General features: G+C 66.4%; 9 protein-coding genes. 3 read left to right on the forward strand and 6 right to left on the reverse strand.

All coding sequences use genetic code 11. The annotated features are described in order from the left end of the window. The first annotated feature begins 18 nt into the window (after positions 1-18). Positions 19-2472, forward strand: coding sequence for a UvrD-helicase domain-containing protein (locus CBY09_RS00480; RefSeq protein WP_094285414.1), 2454 nt, complete (start codon positions 19-21; stop codon positions 2470-2472). A 114-nt stretch (positions 2473-2586) separates the two neighbouring features. After that, positions 2587-4407: a DUF262 domain-containing protein gene (locus CBY09_RS00485; RefSeq protein ID WP_094285415.1), complete on the forward strand. Its 1821-nt coding sequence runs from the start codon at positions 2587-2589 to the stop codon at positions 4405-4407. Between the two features lie 87 nt (positions 4408-4494). Here the strand turns inward: CBY09_RS00485 and CBY09_RS00490 are convergent, their stop codons facing one another. Genes CBY09_RS00490 through CBY09_RS00505 form a run of 4 tightly spaced genes read right to left on the reverse strand, consistent with a single transcriptional unit; the run spans position 4495 to position 9407 of the window. Beyond that, complete coding sequence (locus CBY09_RS00490; RefSeq protein WP_094285416.1) at positions 4495-5631, reverse strand: DUF1513 domain-containing protein; 1137 nt, start codon at positions 5629-5631, stop codon at positions 4495-4497. After that, a complete protein-coding gene (locus tag CBY09_RS00495) occupies positions 5621-6712 on the reverse strand; it encodes an imelysin family protein (protein WP_094285417.1) in 1092 nt (363 codons plus the stop codon). Before CBY09_RS00495 ends, CBY09_RS00490 begins: the two co-directional genes overlap by 11 nt. Further along, positions 6709-8190, reverse strand: a complete 1482-nt coding sequence (locus CBY09_RS00500) for a di-heme oxidoreductase family protein (protein ID WP_094285418.1) — start codon at positions 8188-8190, stop codon at positions 6709-6711. The genes CBY09_RS00495 and CBY09_RS00500 overlap by 4 nt, the downstream gene beginning before the upstream one ends. Before the next feature lie 2 nt (positions 8191-8192). Next, positions 8193-9407, reverse strand: coding sequence for an imelysin family protein (locus tag CBY09_RS00505; RefSeq protein ID WP_094285419.1), 1215 nt, complete (start codon positions 9405-9407; stop codon positions 8193-8195). Positions 9408-9732: 325 nt separating this feature from the next. Here CBY09_RS00505 and CBY09_RS00510 point away from each other — a divergent pair, with 325 nt between their 5' ends. Further along, positions 9733-11949, forward strand: coding sequence for a PhoX family protein (locus tag CBY09_RS00510; protein ID WP_094285420.1), 2217 nt, complete (start codon positions 9733-9735; stop codon positions 11947-11949). Between the two features lie 134 nt (positions 11950-12083). On the opposite strand, the gene CBY09_RS00515 is transcribed toward CBY09_RS00510, so the two are convergent. Both CBY09_RS00515 and CBY09_RS00520 read right to left on the reverse strand, forming a co-directional pair. Then, positions 12084-12968 carry a FecR family protein gene (locus CBY09_RS00515; protein WP_108723904.1) on the reverse strand — a complete coding sequence of 295 codons (885 nt, stop codon included), beginning with the start codon at positions 12966-12968 and terminating at the stop codon, positions 12084-12086. Then, on the reverse strand, positions 12922-13770 hold the full coding sequence (locus tag CBY09_RS00520) for a BPSS1780 family membrane protein (RefSeq protein ID WP_094285421.1): 849 nt from the start codon (positions 13768-13770) through the stop codon (positions 12922-12924). The genes CBY09_RS00515 and CBY09_RS00520 overlap by 47 nt, the downstream gene beginning before the upstream one ends. Positions 13771-13931 lie beyond the last annotated feature (161 nt).

Genomic DNA, 13931 nt, shown 5'->3' on the forward strand with positions numbered 1-13931 from the left:
GCTTTCTACAATGGCCGGATGTTCCCACAAGACCTGTTTTCGGGTGCGCCGTCGCCTTCCCCCGCCGGTGCCGCCCCGGCGCCCGCACCTTTGTCCCCCCTGCTGCAGAACCTGAACGACGAGCAATTGGCCGCCGTCACCCTGCCCGCAGGCCATGCGCTCATCCTGGCGGGCGCGGGTTCGGGCAAGACCCGCGTGCTCACCACCCGCATTGCCTGGCTGCTGCAAAACGGCCACGCCACACCCGGCGGCATCCTGGCCGTCACCTTCACCAACAAGGCCGCCAAGGAGATGGTGGCCCGCCTGTCGGCCATGCTGCCCGTGAACGTGCGCGGCATGTGGATCGGCACCTTCCACGGCCTGTGCAACCGCCTGCTGCGCGCGCACCACAAGGCGGCGGGGCTGCCGCAGTCGTTCCAGATTCTCGACACGCAAGACCAGCTCTCGGCCATCAAGCGCCTGTGCAAGCAGCACAACGTGGACGAGGAGCGCTTTCCGCCCAAGCAGCTGTCGTACTTCATCGCCAGCTGCAAGGAAGAGGGCATGCGCCCGGGCGACGTGCCCACGCACGACAGCGACAGCCGCAAGAAGGTCGAGATCTACCAGCTGTACGAGGAACAGTGCCAGCGCGAAGGCGTGGTGGACTTTGGCGAGCTGATGCTGCGCTCTTATGAGCTGCTGCGCGACAACGATCCGATCCGCGAGCACTACCAGCGCCGCTTTGCGCACATCCTGGTGGATGAGTTTCAGGACACTAACAAGCTGCAGTACGCCTGGCTCAAGCAGCTGGCGGGCAATGAGGTGAACGGGCGCTACGAGGCGCGGGGCAGTGTGATCGCCGTGGGTGACGACGACCAGAGCATCTATGCCTTCCGTGGCGCGCGCGTCGGCAACATGACCGACTTCGTGCGCGAGTTTGATGTCAGGCAGCAGATCAAGCTGGAGCAGAACTACCGCAGCTACAGCAACATCCTCGACTCGGCCAACCACCTCATCAGCCACAACAGCCGCCGCTTGGGCAAGAACCTGCGCACCACGCAGGGCGCGGGCGAGCCCGTGCGTGTGTACGAGGCCAGCTCCGACCTGGCCGAGGCGCAGTGGATGGTGGACGAGATCAAGCAGCTGGTGCGCAGCGACGGTTTTGAGCGCAAGGAAATCGCCGTGCTCTACCGCAGCAATGCGCAAAGCCGGGTGATCGAATCGGCGCTGTTCAACGCCAGCGTGCCCTACCGCGTGTACGGTGGCCTGCGGTTTTTCGAGCGCGCTGAAATCAAGCACGCGCTGGCCTACCTGCGCCTGCTGGAGAACCCACACGACGACACCAGCTTCACGCGCGTCGTCAACTTTCCGCCGCGTGGCATTGGCGCGCGCAGCATCGAGGTGCTGCAGGACGCTGCCCGCGCCGCAGGTTGCTCGCTGCACGACGCGGTGAGCGCCGTGCCTGGCAAGGCGGGCGCCAACCTGGGCGCGTTTGTGGCCATGGTCGATGTGCTGCGCGAGCAGACCCAGGGGCTGAACCTGCGCGGCATCATCGAGCAGATGCTCGAATCCACGGGCCTGGTGGAGCACTTTCGCACTGAAAAGGAAGGCGCCGACCGCATCGAGAACTTGCAGGAACTGGTCAACGCCGCCGAGAGTTTTGTTACGCAAGAGGGCTTTGGCCGCGACGCCGTGGCCCTGCCGCTGGACGAGCACGGCACGCCGCTGACCCAGAGCGTGGTCAGTCAAGGGCTGGACCCGAACGCGCCGGTGCTCGACGAGCCTTTGAAGCCCGCCGTGCCCGGCATTGTGGACGCCGACACCGGTGAAACCCTCTCGCCCCTGGCGGCCTTCCTGACCCACGCGGCGCTGGAGGCGGGCGACAACCAGGCCCAGGCCGGACAGGACGCCGTGCAGCTCATGACCGTGCACGCCAGCAAGGGCCTGGAGTTTGACTGCGTGTTCATCGGCGGTATGGAAGAGGGCCTGTTCCCGCACGAGAACTCCGCCAGCGACCGCGACGGCCTGGAGGAAGAGCGCCGTCTGATGTACGTGGCCATCACCCGCGCGCGCAAGCGCCTGTACCTGAGCCACTCGCAAACGCGCATGCTGCACGGCCAGACGCGCTACAACATCAAGAGCCGGTTTTTTGACGAGCTGCCCGAGGCCGCGCTCAAGTGGATCACGCCCAAGCAGCAGGGGTTTGGCTCGTATGCTCCTAATATGGGAGCTGCAAACCCATATGCAGCAGGCGGAAGAGGCAGCTTTGGCTTGAAATCCGAGACCTTCGCCAGCCCCCCGGTGCCCGTGCAGAAGGCCGCGCCCTCGCACGGCCTGCGCGTGGGCATCTCCGTGTTCCACACCAAGTTTGGCGAAGGCAAGGTGCTGGCCATCGAGGGGCAGGGCGACGATGCGCGCGCACAGGTCAGCTTTCCGCGCCACGGCACGAAGTGGCTGGCGCTGTCAGTGGCCAAGCTCACGGTGGTGGAGTGAGGTGCGCGCCTCAAATCTGTCCGGTCGAATATTGATTGGACTGCCCAGAATTCCGTTTGGACGCGACCGAGCCGTCGCCTCTCCAAGTACCTTTGTCGAACCGAAATTTCATCTATGGAAATCAAAGCCCAGGTCCACAACATTTCCAAACTGAAGGATTACTACTTCCTCGTGCCGGACTACCAGCGCGAATATGTGTGGAAGATGGATGACCAAGTCGATCAGTTTTTGGCCGACATAGCGAACGAGTTCGAGCCTGGCGCGAGGGAGCAAAGCAGCTATTTCATCGGCTCCATCATCATCGTCAAGAACGGTGACAAGTACGACGTAATCGACGGCCAGCAGCGCCTGACCACCATCGTGCTTACCATGTGTGCGCTGCGTGATCTGCTCAAGGACCAGGTCATGGATGCTCGGCAGACTCAGTACTTCCAGAGTATTGATCATTGGCTTTCGAGCTTCGACATCGAAACCAATGAGGTGCAGGTGCGCTTGGAATTGCAGTACGAGGAAAGCAAGGGTTTCCTGCTGCAACTCATTCAGGGACCGCCGTGGTCTGGCGATGAAACCGCCTCGATCCAACGTATGCGCGAGGCGTATGTGCGGATCAAGGAGCATCTGGGGCAGTACCTTGATGCGGGATTGGAAGCGCTGACCGAATACGCCCGCTACTTCCTCACCAAGATCGACCTTGTCGTCATCGAATCTGAAAATCTCAGCAGCGCCCTCAAGATCTTCGAAACCATTAACCAGCGCGGCGCCGGGCTCAACGCGATGGACCTTGTCAAGAACCTGCTGTTCAGCAAGGCCAAGGGCAATGAGTTTTCCCGGATCAAAGAAAAGTGGAAGGACCTCACCAGCCATTTGCAGCGCGCGGGCGAGGGCGACAGCCCACTGCGGTTCTTGCGTTATTTCCTCATGGCGCGCCACTATGAAGGCATTCTGCGCGAGGATGAACTGTACAAATGGATCATCTCGCCGAAGGGGAGGGAACGCCTGCGGTACGAAGAAGCCCCCTACGATTTGGCCGTGGAACTGGAAAAGGGTGCCCGCCGCTACGCCGACTTGGTGTGCGCGACCGAACTGCTTGGCGATGGCGGTGAATACCCAGCCGTTACCCGCATCGGGTTCATGAACAAGGTCAAATCGCGCCAGCACCTCATCCTGCTGCTCGCACTCGATCACACCAGTTCCGCTAGCGCTATCAACTACCTGGCCGACCAGATCGAGAGCTTTCTTTTCTACGTCAACACTCTTGGCATCCAGACCAAGAACTACGAACGCCAGTTCACTCAGTGGGCCGCCGGGCTGCGTGGTCTCAAATCAGAAGCGGACATTGCCACCGTGGTCGATGCCACTCTGCGCCCCTACCTGCACGACAAACTGGGCGAGTTCCGCCAGCGCTTCCTGGCGCTGCGCGACAACGACTATCACCCGCTGTACCGCCTTCGCTATGTGCTCGGCCGCATGGAAAACACGCTGCTGGCCGAATGCAATATTCCGGAAAAGGGTTTGCGCTACATCGACGGCTTGCAGGTCGAGCACATCCTGCCCCAGACGCCGCAAGGTGGCGTCATTCCGCCCGCCCTGGCTGCCAACCTGGCCGAGTACGAGGGGCACGTATACCGCCTGGGCAATGTCACCCTGCTGGAGAGCGTCATCAACCAGGCCGTCAACAAGCACAACGGCCTAGGCGGCACTTGGTTTGCGGACAAGCAGGCCGAGTACGCCAAATCCGGCCTGCTCAGCACCCAATTGTTAGACCACACATTCGCCATCGGTGTGAACACGGCGGTGAACCGCTTGTCAGCTAAGCCCGGTGCCAACTTCCGAACCGCGCAATGGGACAGCCAAGCCATCGCACAACGTCAAGCCGCGCTGATGGAACTGGCCTTGGACACTTGGCGACTCAATCACCGCCGCCTGGATGCATGAAGGTCCTGCGTGCCGTGGATGAGTGCTTCTTTTTTGATAGCTTCTTGCGCTTATTCAGAAAGCCATAGAGCACGATTTGGCTTGTAATCAACCATGCACCAGCACCCAGTGGTTGTCCAGCCGCGCCCCCTGCAACTGGTGGCCATGTGGGTGGTTCAACGGGGCGGGGGCCTGCGCGTCCTGCAGGCTGGCCACCAGGCCGCCCACCCACAGCGCGCCGCCGCGCACGGCCAGCGGGCATGCCTCGGGCAGCGGCACCAGGCCTTGCCAGTCGCCCTGCAAGGAGAACAGGGCGATGCCATGGGCGCGCGGGCAGCTGACGGCCCAGCCGGTGGGGGTGGCGGCCATGCTGCCGCCGTAGCCGCGCAGGCGCTGGGCAATTGGTTCTGGCGCCGCCACCCCGCGCAGCGCGGTGCCGTCAAACAGCGCGAGCACGGGGGCGGCATTCTTGATGGCGGCATCGTCGTGTTCGGCCTGCAGCGCGATGCCCAGCAGGGCGCCGTCGGGGCTCCAGGCCAGGTGGCGCAGGCTCAGGCGCGGATCGGGCAGGCGCCATTGGCCGAGCAGGCGGCCCGTGTGGGCGTCAAGCCGCACGAGCGATGAGTCCATGGTGCCCAGGTCGCGCTTGACGCGGCCGGTTTCGGGCGCGGTGGGCACGCCGCCGTTGGCGACGATGAGGGTGGGGGCGCCGCCGTTGTTTCCCCAGGTGTCCCAGACCAGCTCGTGTGCATCGATGCCATGGGTGGGCCATGCGGCGGTGGTAGCGAGCGTGCGGGCATCGCGCACCACAACCCAGCTCGCGCCCGTCTCGGCATCGGTTTCGGTGGTGTACAGCCGCTGGCCATCGGTGCTGGCCAGCACATGGCCGTTGAAGGATCGCTCGCCGTCTTGCCACAGCCACTGGGGCCCGCCGCCTGCGCCGGGCCGCCAGCGCACCAGCCAGTCGCCGGGACGGCGGGCCGTGGCGATGACCGACCCGTCGGGCAACACACACAGGCCGTGCGCGCGGGTCGGCACCTCCAGCGTGGCGTGAACCTGCAGCGCCTGCCCGGCGCCTTCGCGCGTGGACAGCACGCCGATATGGAAACTGCCCCGGTGTTCCCACGCGGCGGCCAGGTACACGCGGTCACCGGCGGTGGCGAAGGCCGCGCCGGGGGCGAGCACGCAGGCGCCCAGACCCGCGAGAGCGGCCAGGGCATGGCGGCGGTGCAGGTCAGTCGCCATCGGCGTCCGAAAAGCCAATGCTCACCTGCAGCGCGGGCGCCACTTCGGATTCGGCCAGGAACTTCAGCGCGGCCAGATCACGCGCGGTCTGCTGAATGGCCGCCTTGTTCTGCAAGCCGGACTTTTGCACCTGCGCCATGGAGGCATCGACCTTGTCGGTGGCCTGGCGCAGTTTGTCGGCCAGCGGGTTCAGGCCCTTGCCGCGCAGGTACATCTCCAGTGGCACCAGCGCCTCGCCAGCGGCGGGGATGTGGGCGTGGGCGGGCAGGGTGGTCAGGCTGCGCAGCCCGCCCCAGGTGGCGGCCCAGGCGGGCAGCGTGCTGCCGCTGGCGGTGCGAGGGTAATCCGGCGTGCGCGCGCCAGATCCCGATCCAGCGGCGCGCAGCGGCTTCTCCATCTGCGCCCAGCGCAGGCGTTCGATGCCGCCCACCCACTGGTTCACAAACTCGCTGATGGCCTGGGTGGACTGCTCCTGCTCATCCTCGGCGCCCCAGTCGGTGCCCGATGCGTCGGCAAAGGCTTTTTCGAGCGCGGCGGACTCGCGGGCCACGTCCTGCGCCACCTCGTGGGCGTAGCTGCAGGCGGGGCTGCCGGGCTGGGCGGGGCGTGTCCACAGCAGCCATTCCAGCGCGGGCAGGCCCTTGGCGGGCGTGCCGATGCGCTCGAACGCCTTGGCGCCCTGGGGCTGGGCGGCGAAGGCTTTCTCGATCAGGGCAGGGCGCGTGGGCGTGAAGTCGATGGCGCGCTGGCTGCGGCGGGCGATGACGGGGCCTACGGACACGGCAGACAGCTGCTCCCACGCACGGGTTGTGGCCAGCCAGGCGGTGCGTGCGGATTCGAGCGCCGCCTTGCCGCCTGCTGCAGGTGCTTCGCACAGCGCCGCCACGGCGGGCACCATGGCGCGTGCGCTGCGGTCAAAGTCCTGTGCGCGCGGCAGGGCCCAGTGGCCGTAGATGCCTTGCAGCGCGTGCACCGTGTCGTAGAAGGGCACGGCATTGCGCTGCCAGGCGGGGGAGGCTGTTTGCGCCGGGGCTGCCAGGGGCAGGACCAGCACCAACGCGGCAAGGGTTCTCATGGTCATAGTGACTCCATGAACTTCACCAGCGCATCCCGGTCGGCCTTCTTCATTTTCAGCACCTGGTCCTTGGCTGCCTCGGCCTCGCCGCCATGCCATAGCACGGCTTCCAGCACGCCGCGTGCACGCCCGTCGTGCAGCAGGCGGGTGTGACCGTTCACGTCCTTGATCAGGCCCGTGCCCCACAGCGGTGGGGTCTTCCACTGGCGGCCGTTGGCGCCAAAGTCGGGGCGGTTGTCGGCCAGGCGCTCGCCCATGTCGTGCAGCAGCAGGTCGGTGTAGGGCCAGATGCGCTGGCCGCTCAGCGCCTTGCTGGTGAGTTGCGGGAAGGGGCCGCCCTGGGTGACGTAGCTCGGGCGGTGGCAGGTGGCGCACTGGGCTTGCGCAAACAGGGCCTGGCCGCGTTGCACCTGCGCATCGTTGATGCTGCGGCGCGCGGGCGGTGCCAGCGTGGCTTGGTAGAAGACCACGTCGGCCAGGGTCTTGTCGTCGATCTCGACGCCGGGCTGGCCCTGCTCGCCGCCACTTTGGCCGCTGGGTGCGGCCAGGCAGTCCTTTTGCGCTGGCGTGCAGGCCTCCTGCGCAAAGTGGCGCGAGGTGATGCCCATGTCGCCCAGGAAGGCGCCGCCCGTCTGGTGCGCAATCGTGGCCACATTGGCCTTCCAGCCAAAGCGCCCAAGCATCATGCGGCCCGATGGCGCATCCCACACCTGGTTGGGCACGCCCTTGATGGGGCCGGGGGCGGCGGCCTGGTCGGCGGCGTTGGCCAGGATGTCGGCCTCGGCAATGGCTTCAAGCAGGCCCACGCCGATGATCTGCGGTGCGATGCGCGGGCTGGTCATGACGTCCTTGTGCAGGGGGCCGTAGCCCAGGTCGGCAAAGCCGTACACGGGCTTTTGCAGGCTGTAGGGCGTGCCGTCGGCAAATTTGCCGTTGATCGTGTCGTAGCGCAGCGTGACGCGCCCCTCGGGTCGGACGCCTTGGACGGCCGCATTGTTGAACTGATCGCCGTACACCGGGTCGGGCCGGGGCCCGCCGTGCGCGTCGGTGCCGGGGATGGACAGGCGGATCAGCAAGGCCACGGTCGGGTCTTTGGTCTCGCCCAGGCGGTTGAAGATGGCTGGCGGCTCGCCGCGCCCGTCCTGCACATGGCAGCCGCCGCAGGACCGCGCAATGAAATGCGGGCCCAGGCCGTCGCGCGCCTTGGTGGAGGCGGGGGCCTCGACCCAGTTGCGGCGGAAGAACGAGTTGCCGATGACAAAACGCGTGCGCTCTTCATCGCTCAGGTTGGCGGCCGGGAACGAAAAGGCATTGCGCCCGGTGGCGAACACCGTGGTGTCGCCGCCGGTCTTCTCGCCCAGCGGGTCGGGCGCGGGGGCGGCCGTCAGGGCGCTGAACCCGATACCTCCCAGGGCGATCACGCCGATGCTGGCTGCCGCCAGGCGCAGGGCGCGTTGGCGGCGTGTGGCTTGCGGAATCTGCATGTTCAGGGCTGCACCAGCGTGAGTTTGGTGATGCCGATGGCGTTGGCTGCGGCCACCAGGTCCTTGCTTTGCTGCGTGAGGCTGTCGATGGTTTTCTGGATGCGCTGGCGGCCTGGGGCATCCTTGCCGCCGATGATCTCGCGGTCGAACGGTGCCTGGATGCCTTCGGCGGCTGCCACCGAGGCAGCGATCTGCTGCGTGGTCTTGTCGGCCAGCGCCGCGTCCTTGGCGGCCACCAGGTCACGCAGCGATGGGCCCTTCACCATGCTGCCGTCCGCGCGCTGGTACAGGCCCAGCCACACGTTCTGGATGCCCTTCGCGTTGGTCACCGCGTCGCGGTGCGTGTTGTCGGAGAAGCACGAATGTTCGTCTTCCTGGTCCTGGCTGTTCAGGGCCACTTCCAGTCGCTCGCCCGCCAGCTCGCCGCGCGAGAGCGAGCCCAGGCCCACGAGCATCTTGCGGATCGACTCGTTGCCGCCGCGCACGAACTTGGCACGGTAGTTGTTCTTCGCATCGGGCGCCCAGGCCTTCACCAGCGCGGTAAGGTCGTCAATCAGCAGGTCGGTCACCACGTTCAGGTAAAGGCGGCGGCGGTCGGCGTTGGGGGCCTTGCCGTCCACGAAGTCTTCAAAGTTGCGGTTGCCTGGGCCCGTCTCGGACAGATCCTGCCCCCACAGGAAGAACTCGATGGCGTGCCAGCCGGTGGCAATGTTCTCTTCGCCACCGCGCTCGTTCTGGGCCGTGAGGTTCTTCTTGGTGATGGCGAACTTGCGGTTGTTGACCAGGCCAGCGCTGGGTTTGCCCTGCACGCTGTCCACAAAGGATTCGTCCATGGGCCAGGCGTTGATGCGGCCTTCGGGGCCGTTGTCGTTGTCGATGGGGCCAGCGTAAAAGCGGAAGGCCTCGGTCTGGCCATAGAACTCGCGCGCAGCCAGCCACTTCTTGCGGGCTTCGGCCAGGGTCTCGGCCGAAGGCTTGGCAGTGAAGGCCAACACTGCCTCGCGCAGCGCCTGGGCGCTGGCCAGGGTGTCGGCGTAGTTTGCATACACCAGGGTGGCGTAGTGCGCTGCCACGGCCTGCGAGGTCACCGCTTGTGCGGCCTGGGCCTGGGGGGCGGCTGCTGTCGGGGTCTGTGCTGCGGCGCCGGTGCTGCAGGCGAGGGTGGTGGCGCACAGGGCCGCTGCCAGCAGCGATGTCTTCAGGAAGGGCGAGGTCATGCAGGGGTCTCCAAAGGGGCACGCAGGCTGCCGCACCGACAGCCGGGGGCTGGGCGGGGCGCCGCGATGACGGGGTGGGAACGGAGGGGCCGCACTGGCTGGTGGGGGCCGCGCACAGGCCTTGGGAAGGCGGGGGCGCGCGGAGATTGGCTGGGCGGTCTGGGGTGGTGAGGATTATACAAATGATAGTTATTCGTATTTGTTCAATCCCTCGGGCGCAGCCTGGAATCGCATGTCACGAAACCGACGCAAAAGCTTCACGGCGGTGTCACCCGGTGTTTCTACGCTCCACAGGCTTTGTAACCAACAACCCCCGAGGAACCCCATGACCCACCGTGTGGATGCGCCCGAGCAGGCCATCGATTTCAACAACGAAAACGCCAACACCTCCGCCAACCCCACGTTTGACGCCGTGCTGGGTGCACGCCTGTCGCGCCGCGGCCTGCTGCGTGGCAGCGTGGGCACCGTGGGCACGGCCATGCTGGCCGGGTTTGGTGTGAGCGCCTGTGGTGGTGGTAGCGACGATGCCGTGCCTGCGGGCCCCAAGCTGCTGGGTTTTGGCGCCGTGCCCAAGAGCCTGGCCGACGTGGTGACCGTGCCTGCGGGCTACACCGCCAGCGTGCTGTTCGCGCTGGGCGACCCCATCGCCGCTGGCGTGCCTGCCTACAAGAACGATGGCACCGATGGCGACTTCGACAAGCGTGCGGGTGACCACCACGACGGCATGGAGTGGTTTGGCCTGGGTGCCGATGGCAAGCGCAACGACAACGCTACCGAGCGCGGCCTGCTGGCCATCAACCATGAAGCCACCACCGACGAAAAGCTGTCGTCGCACTTTCTGCACGCCAATGGCGGCACCACCACCTTGCCCCGCCCTGCGTCGGAAATCGACAAGGAAACCGCTGCCCACGGCATCGCCGTGATCGAGGTGGCCAAGACGGCGGGCAAGTGGGCCTACACGCCCAACTCGGCGCTGAACTTCCGCCTGACGGCGCTCAGCCCCATCGAAATCTCGGGCCCCGCGCGCGGCAATGCGCAGCTGGTCACCAAGTATTCGCCCACCGGCACCACCACGCGTGGCACGCTGAACAACTGCGGCACGGGCAAGACGCCCTGGGGCACATTCCTGACCGGTGAGGAAAACTGGTTTGGTTACTTCACCCGCAGCGCTGCAGACGATGCCGCACGCGGCAACGACAAGAGCGTGACGGCCCTCAAGCGCTATGGCCGCAACCAGGGCGCCGCATCGCGCCACGGCTGGGAAAGCGGCGGCACTGCCGACCAGTACCAGCGCTGGAACAACAGCAAGACCGGCACCTCGGCCGACGGCAGCGACGACTACCGCAATGAGATGAACGGCATGGGCTACATCGTCGAGATCGACGCCTACGACAAGACCCGCATGGCCAAGAAGCGCACGGGCCTGGGCCGCTTCGCGCACGAAAGCGCAGCGTTTGGCAAGGTGGAAGCGGGCAAGCCCCTGAGCGTGTACATGGGCGACGACTCGCGCGGCGAATACATCTACAAGTTTGTCTCCACCGCGCTGTGGAACGCGGCCGACGCCAACGCCGCCGACCGCATGGCCGTGGGCGACAAGTACCTGGACAGCGGCAAGCTCTATGTGGCCAAGTTCAACGCCGACGGCACGGGCAGCTGGATCGAGCTGTCGCTGGCCAACACCGCCATCAGCGGCTACGCGGCCTACAAGTTTGCCGACGCGGCCGACATCGCCATCAACACCCGCATCGCAGCCGATGCCGTGGGTGCCACCAAGATGGACCGCCCCGAGTGGAACGCGGTGAACCCCGCCAACGGCGAGGTGTACTTCACGCTGACCAACAACAGCAACCGCAGCGTGAACCCCACCGGCAGCCAGTACCTGCCCGACGCGGCCAACCCCCGCGCCTATACCGACATGAAGGGCAGCAGCGCCCAGAACGGCAACCCCAACGGCCACATGGTGCGCCTGAAGGAAGGTGCATCCGTGTCGGCGTTCACCTGGGACGTGTACCTGTTCGGTGCCGAAGCCGGTGCTGACAAGACGATGGTCAACATCTCGTCGCTGACGGCCGATCAAGACTTCTCCAGCCCCGACGGCCTGGCCTTCAGCAAGGCCACCGGCATCTGCTGGATCCAGACCGACGACGGCGCCTACACCGACGTGACCAACTGCATGATGCTGGCCGCCGTGCCCGGCCAGGTGGGTGACGGTGGCAAGAAGACGCTGAGCTACACCAAGGCCGATGGCTCCAAGATGGACATCGTGACCCCCGTGGGCAAGGCCGCGACCGAGAGCACGCTCAAGCGGTTCCTGGTGGGCCCTAGCGGCAGCGAGATCACCGGTGTGGCCGAAACGCCCGACGGCAAGGCCATCTTCGTGAACATCCAGCACCCGGGTGAGACCACCGCGCTGGCCAATCTGGGCGACCCCGCCAAGTACACCAGCCAGTGGCCTTCCAATGCGGGCTACGGCGCGGGCAAGCGCCCCCGCTCGGCCACGATCGTGATCACCAAGAACGACGGCGGCACCATCGGGACCTGATGCGGCGGTGGGAGGGTTGCCTCCCACGGTTCATGGGCCGGCTCTTGAGCCGGCCTTTTTGTTTTTGGGGCGGTTAACGTGCGCGGCTTGGCAAGGCTGGCGCAGAGGGCCGCAGCGGCAGCTTGCCGCCGCGCTCAGTAGTCCGGGCCGTAAGGTGATACGGGCCGGGGGTGGGACGCGGGGGCCGGTGAGGGTGCCGCAGGAGCCGGAGCTGGTGGGGGCGGGGGTTCTGCGCCGCTGCCAGAACCGCCACCACTGCCAGTGTTGCCAGCGCTGCCCGGTGGGGCTGAATAGTCCATCTGCCCGCGCCCGTCCTTCACCCCCTTGCGCCCGGCCACCTGCCAGGCCGTGCGCTGGTTCACCAGGCCCGCCAGAAACTCCAGCTCTTCGTCGGTGTGGTTGATGGCGCCTGCAGGCGTCAGCAGCCGGCCATTGCGGGGGGCAGGCTCGGCCCAGAAGGCCTGGTGGTAGGACGACTGGCTCACCAGGCTCTCGCTGCCTGCCGCCAGGTCCACGGTGCCGTAGCAGTTGCAGAAATAGCCGCGCAGGGCCTGGTCCGGGAACACTTCGGCATAGACTCCGGTGCCCCGGATCCCGGCCGTGGCGGTGGGCAGCACGATCTGGCGGTCGGCGCCCTTGCCCCACACGCTGGCCACGGCGCCGCTCAGCACGCGCAGCACCTTGACGGCGGTGGGGGTGTCGCTCTCCAGCGCCACACGTGAGTTCTGGCGCACCATGAAGGCGCTGTCGCCCACGGTGAACACGGCGGTCGAGCCCGGGCCGGTCTCGATGCGGTCGTTGGCGGTGATGGTGTGCTGGGCGGTCAGCGGCTCGCCATTGCGCAGCACGTCACCGCGCAGCTCCACGATGTTGCTGCGGCCCTGCGCATGGGCTGCCGCCCAGCCGCCGGATGTAATCCACAGGGCGGCGGCCTGCAGCAGGCTGCGCCGCTGGAACCAGGCCAGCTCTTGTTCAGAGCGGCCCAGGAGTTGATGGGGGTGGTTGCGGTGGCTCGTCATGGGGCGCCTCGTGCACGGTGGCCGTGGATGGGGGGTCGAAGCAGTCACGGAAGGTGAACACCACCGACGTGAAGAACATGGCCGCCATCATCATGGCGGCCCCCACCATGATGCCACCGGCCGCCGCACCGGCAAGCCCCGCCACTGCGAGCAGCGCTGAAACAATGCTGACCACCAGGCCCCCCAGCAGGAACACCCCCAGCCAGCCCATCCCGTAGACCAGAAATGCGCCAAAGTTGCGCACGCAGGCCACGATGCTGAAGAACAGCGCCTTGACCGGCGGCACGCCGTGCCAGTGCACCAGCCCCGGCGCATGCCAGAACAGCAGTGACAGCGGTAAATACAGCACCATGGATAGCCACATGGCGCTCTGGAAGGCCGGGTCCTGCGCCACTTCTTGCGTAAGCTTGGCGCCACCCAGGTACACCTGGGCAAACTGCCCGCCGTCGATCAGGGCCGACAGGCCCATCACCCCCAGGAAACCCACCGCATACAGCGCGCCCAGCACCAGCATGTCGCGCAGCCGCTGGCGGCCGGTGCGAAACGCCACCAGCAGCACCGTGGGCATCGGAAACCGCCCCTGCGTGGCCTCGGCCGCAGCCACCATCATGGCCAGCGTGGCCGACGGCAGCAGCGCGAGCGCAATGGCTGGGCCCACCAGGGGCACCATGGTGGCCACCGACATGGAGGCCATGGTCATGAAGAACAGCGCTGCCAGCGCCATGGGCTGCCGCCAGAACGCCCGGATGCCAAGCTTGACCCAGGCCATGCCGGTGCGGGCGGGGACGATGTGGAGTTTCATTGAATGGGTGCAGGAGAGGGTGGGCCGGTTCACGCCGCCTTCGCTGCGCCGCGCCGGGGGCGCTGGCTTGGCGCGGGGCGCTGCGGGCAACAGGCAAGAAGCAATGGGCAGGAATTTACCCCAGGAGCCCATTCCAGCGACGGCGCAGGGGCAGCGTCATC

The organism is Acidovorax kalamii, from assembly GCF_002245625.1.
GTDB lineage: Bacteria > Pseudomonadota > Gammaproteobacteria > Burkholderiales > Burkholderiaceae_C > Acidovorax > Acidovorax kalamii.

Bases quoted from the DNA above. Each gene is read 5' to 3' on its own strand.
- CBY09_RS00495 (WP_094285417.1), bottom strand. From the start codon at position 6,712: ATGACCATGAGAACCCTTGCCGCGTTGGTGCTGGTCCTGCCCCTGGCA.
- CBY09_RS00485 (WP_094285415.1), top strand. From the start codon at position 2,587: ATGGAAATCAAAGCCCAGGTCCACAACATTTCCAAACTGAAGGATTAC.
- CBY09_RS00505 (WP_094285419.1), bottom strand. From the start codon at position 9,407: ATGACCTCGCCCTTCCTGAAGACATCGCTGCTGGCAGCGGCCCTGTGC.
- CBY09_RS00515 (WP_108723904.1), bottom strand. From the start codon at position 12,968: ATGACGAGCCACCGCAACCACCCCCATCAACTCCTGGGCCGCTCTGAA.
- CBY09_RS00500 (WP_094285418.1), bottom strand. From the start codon at position 8,190: ATGCAGATTCCGCAAGCCACACGCCGCCAACGCGCCCTGCGCCTGGCG.
- CBY09_RS00510 (WP_094285420.1), top strand. From the start codon at position 9,733: ATGACCCACCGTGTGGATGCGCCCGAGCAGGCCATCGATTTCAACAAC.
- CBY09_RS00480 (WP_094285414.1), top strand. From the start codon at position 19: ATGTTCCCACAAGACCTGTTTTCGGGTGCGCCGTCGCCTTCCCCCGCC.
- CBY09_RS00490 (WP_094285416.1), bottom strand. From the start codon at position 5,631: ATGGCGACTGACCTGCACCGCCGCCATGCCCTGGCCGCTCTCGCGGGT.
- CBY09_RS00520 (WP_094285421.1), bottom strand. From the start codon at position 13,770: ATGAAACTCCACATCGTCCCCGCCCGCACCGGCATGGCCTGGGTCAAG.